We start from the raw sequence: 3,681 nt of genomic DNA on the forward strand, positions 1-3,681 counted from the left end.
TGGATAATCCTCTACCTTTCTGTGTGTTTTTACCTACTTACAGTATAGCAGAGGATTATCTTTTTTGCTTTTAGCTGACCAACAATTATTTTACAGTAAGCAGAGGGAATTGGCCCGATGAAACTGCAGCAACCTACCTTTTGGCAAGGTGCTAAATCCAACTCGAAAGAGAAAGATGAGTCTAACCCAGTTATTTGGCACGACGAATCTCGTTGTGCTTTTTTTAATTTAAAAAATAACTAGGAGTGGTTGGAATGTTGCTAGAGAAAAAGTTACTTTTGAAGAGTTTATTGAGGGTATTAGAGCGCTAGGTTTTATGCCCCACTTAAGATTTCGCAGAAGTCAAAGTGTGGAATTGAGTGAACAAGATTGGATATTTTTAGTGAATACTCATCAGCCTAATGCCGGTAGTCATATTGGTAGAGTCTGTCTTTGTTGTGTCGGAAATGGGAGTATTAATGACTACCAGAACTTTGAGGAGGCATTTGATCAGGAGACTTATGATTCATTGGTGGAACTTTTGTTTGACTTCACATATACAGATGTTGAATTTAAACATATTTAATTATTAATTGCCATTAAGCTATAATATACAATATATAGCGAGGAGGAATTTTATGTCTATTGGGAGACTTGAAGAGGTAAATGTAAGAGAATTATGGGCTCACGAGCAATATGATTTTTCTAATTGGTTAGCTTTAGAAGAAAACATAGTCTATCTTAATGAAATTACGGGGCTTACTCTAGTTGATATCCAAAAAGAAAAATTTGTTGGTAGCTATCGTTGTGATATAGTTGCAAAAGACCAAAGCTCAGATAAATTGGTTATTATTGAAAATCAGTTTCATAAATCAAACCATGACCATCTAGGTAAAATTATTACATATGCTTCAGGCCTAGAAGCAGAAGTAATTATTTGGATAGTTGAAGAAGCTAGAGAAGAACACCGAAGTGCAATTGAATGGTTAAATAATAATACGAATGAAGATATATCTTTCTTTTTACTCGAGATTGCAGCATATAAAATAGGTGATTCCTTACCTGCCCCTAATTTTAAAGTAGTTGAACAACCAAATAATTTTTTAATGAATACTATCAGTGTGAGTAAATCAAATGATGACCTAAATACTTCCCAATCTGAAAGATTAACATTTTGGCAAGCATTCAACGATTTGATTGAAGAAAAAGGTAAACCTTTTGGAATAAGAAATGCTAGTACCTCATACAGATATGCTGTTGGCATCGGTACTGGTTTAGCTTTTATTGTCATCTCGTTAGTTAACCAAAATAACATCATTGAAGTTACTTTATTAGTTAATAATGATACGGATTTATTTGATCAATTACATGCTAAAAAAGAAGAAATAAGCAATCAATTTGATTTTGACCTTGATTGGAATAAGTTTGAAAATAAAAAGCATTCACAAATTATTAGTAGGATTAACGGTTTAGATTTCAATGACCATTCAAATTATCCCGAATTAATGGAACAAGTAATAGAACGAGTAATAGATATCAGAAATGTTTTTACTAGATATTTCTAAGAATTATAAAGAGAGTCACAGCACTACGCACCCTAGCATAGTGCCTATGACTCTCTTTATTGATTGACAGTTATTACTTCCCCTGTTTTCAAACTAACTTCAACTTTTTCATCGTGTATTATTACTTTACTTACTAACCGATGAACAAGAGCTTCTTCATACTCTTCAATCTCAACTTGCGAAGTTTTCAAAAATACTTTAATATCAGAAATTCGTTCTCGTTTCTCTTCTCTAATCGCATTTTCAATCAAAATATCTTGCTTTAATTTCCTCAATGCTTCGAGCTCATCCACAATTTGATCATATCGTCTGTCATCGTGAAGTCCAATTAGTTCTTTTTGAAGTTCATGTAACTTTTCAATCGGTTTATCATATTCTGAGTCTAATGTATTCTTCAATATCAATTCTAAATTCTCCAGAACCATGCTTTTATCTTCTGTAAATTGATTAATGGCAATTACTATGATTTGATGCAGCTCATCTTCCTTTAAAGTCCTTGATGGGCAATCACTAGTTTTCCTCACTCTCCGATCACACCCCCACACAAAAGTTTTTTACCTTTATATTGCCAAGAGTGTCTTTGTGAACCATTTTTCCCTTGTAAAGATAGCTAACTGTTTCATTTCCTCTATGTGGATGCATTGGAAAACCTGCAGTATATTCCTCTGGATTTGTACTGTCAAAGGAGTCAAGCATTAAAATTGGATCGAAATCCTCCACAGTTTCATGCCCCAAAACTCTTACCAAGCTTACTCCTGCACCGTCTTTCGTTCTAAAACCTTGTACTTTTTTAATTACTTTTCTTTCCGTATATACCTCCAATTTTCTTTAAAATTATGAGCAAATTTTCTTTTTCTTCTTCTGTTAACATTAAAAAAGACTTTTCTAACATTTCTGTATTTCTAACAACACCCCTTTCAATGACATCTCTTCCCTTGTCCTTTAGGTGTAAAATGCAAACTCTCTTGTCGCTTTCACAAGGAATTTTTTCGATATAATCAAGTTTTACCAAATTGTTTACAATAACAGAAATAGTTCCAACACTGCTTAAAATCTTTCTCATTACATTTCCAATGCTCATATCTCCCTTACTATAAAGAACTTCCAAAACTTCAAACTGTCCAAAGGTCAAACCTTCCTCCTGAGCAAGTTTCATGGTTTTCTTATCGATCTTATCAATGCATCTATGAAGTGCTACTATTAATTTTAACGAAATATCCATATACTCCCTCAATAATCTAACTGGATATATTGCCATCAAAAATAATTTAAAACAAATATCTCTTTCTTACAAAGTGAGCTTTATTAAATTAGCCTCTTATTTACTAAACAAAATTTTTGCAAATTCTTCTTTTGTTTCTTCCCTATTCCAATCTCTTTGAAGTTCACAAGCAAGTTGTGCGAAACTAATAAGTTTTGCTCCATCTTGTTCCATACGTCTAAGTGCAGCTTTGTGTGCAACTTCACTTGTTCCTCCAACGGCATCTACTACAACATAGACCTCATACCCTTCCTTTACAGCATCAAGTGCTGGAAAACTAAGGCATGCCTCTGTCCAAAGTGCTGTCATAATAAGCTTCTTTCTTCCAGTTTTCTTTACAGCATCATAAAACTCCTCATCTTCCCAAGAATTTATTGTAGTTCTATCCACTGGTTCAATATCTAGGAAAACTTCTCCAATTTCTTTTATTTGAGGTTCATTTTCACCCTTTTTTACATTAACTGTGCTTAAAACTGTTGGAAGTTTAAAAAGTTTCGCAAGCTTTGCAGTCTTTGTAATATTTTTTACAAGTTCTTCTTGATCCATACTTTTTATAGAACTAACTTGAATAGGTTGATAGTCTATTGCTATAAAAGCTGCGTTTTCTGGTGTTAGTAAATGATCGACTTTTTGATCTCTAATTTTTTTGAATTCATAATATCCTCCTTGAATTTCACTAATTTAAATATTTATCATTTAAAGCATAAATTGCTTTTTTAATAACTTTGGCGGATTTTATAATAAAGTTAGCCACTTCAAAAAATCCAATTAAATAAAAAAGCGCCATGTGAATTTCATGTTATTATTGAAGTTACCACACTCTCAATAGATAAGGATGAAATCACATGACGCATACTAATTCTAGCACATCATCAC

The 3,681-nt window shown here is 32.8% G+C and carries 6 protein-coding genes and 1 riboswitch; of the genes, 2 read left to right on the forward strand and 4 right to left on the reverse strand.

The genetic code is table 11. The features are described from left to right. Window positions 1-82: 82 nt before the first annotated feature. Window positions 83-182, forward strand: a riboswitch (SAM riboswitch). A gap of 167 nt (window positions 183-349) precedes the next feature. Further along, window positions 350-565 (forward strand): hypothetical protein, encoded by a 216-nt coding sequence (locus B5D12_RS09930; protein WP_078756650.1) that lies wholly within the window; start codon window positions 350-352, stop codon window positions 563-565. 52 nt (window positions 566-617) lie between these two features. Next, window positions 618-1,544, forward strand: a complete 927-nt coding sequence (locus B5D12_RS09935) for a DUF4268 domain-containing protein (RefSeq protein ID WP_078756651.1) — start codon at window positions 618-620, stop codon at window positions 1,542-1,544. A 56-nt stretch (window positions 1,545-1,600) separates the two neighbouring features. Here B5D12_RS09935 and B5D12_RS09940 read toward each other — a convergent pair whose 3' ends face one another. From B5D12_RS09940 to B5D12_RS09955, 4 genes are all read right to left on the reverse strand, one after another. Continuing rightward, window positions 1,601-2,068, reverse strand: a complete 468-nt coding sequence (locus B5D12_RS09940) for a hypothetical protein (protein WP_078756652.1) — start codon at window positions 2,066-2,068, stop codon at window positions 1,601-1,603. A 7-nt stretch (window positions 2,069-2,075) separates the two neighbouring features. Further along, window positions 2,076-2,291: a pirin family protein gene (locus B5D12_RS09945; RefSeq protein WP_200803031.1), complete on the reverse strand. Its 216-nt coding sequence runs from the start codon at window positions 2,289-2,291 to the stop codon at window positions 2,076-2,078. 43 nt (window positions 2,292-2,334) lie between these two features. Next, window positions 2,335-2,766, reverse strand: a complete 432-nt coding sequence (locus B5D12_RS09950; RefSeq protein WP_078756653.1) for a MarR family winged helix-turn-helix transcriptional regulator — start codon at window positions 2,764-2,766, stop codon at window positions 2,335-2,337. Between the two features lie 96 nt (window positions 2,767-2,862). Further along, window positions 2,863-3,447 carry a hydrolase gene (locus B5D12_RS09955; RefSeq protein ID WP_200803032.1) on the reverse strand — a complete coding sequence of 195 codons (585 nt, stop codon included), beginning with the start codon at window positions 3,445-3,447 and terminating at the stop codon, window positions 2,863-2,865. Window positions 3,448-3,681 lie beyond the last annotated feature (234 nt).

The sequence above is a fragment of the Globicatella sulfidifaciens DSM 15739 genome (assembly GCF_900167405.1).
Taxonomy (GTDB): Bacteria; Bacillota; Bacilli; order Lactobacillales; family Aerococcaceae; genus Globicatella; species Globicatella sulfidifaciens.

Coding starts and splice junctions, on each gene's coding strand:
- B5D12_RS09935 (WP_078756651.1), top strand. CDS start 618: ATGTCTATTGGGAGACTTGAAGAGGTAAATGTAAGAGAATTATGGGCT.
- B5D12_RS09950 (WP_078756653.1), bottom strand. CDS start 2,766: ATGGATATTTCGTTAAAATTAATAGTAGCACTTCATAGATGCATTGAT.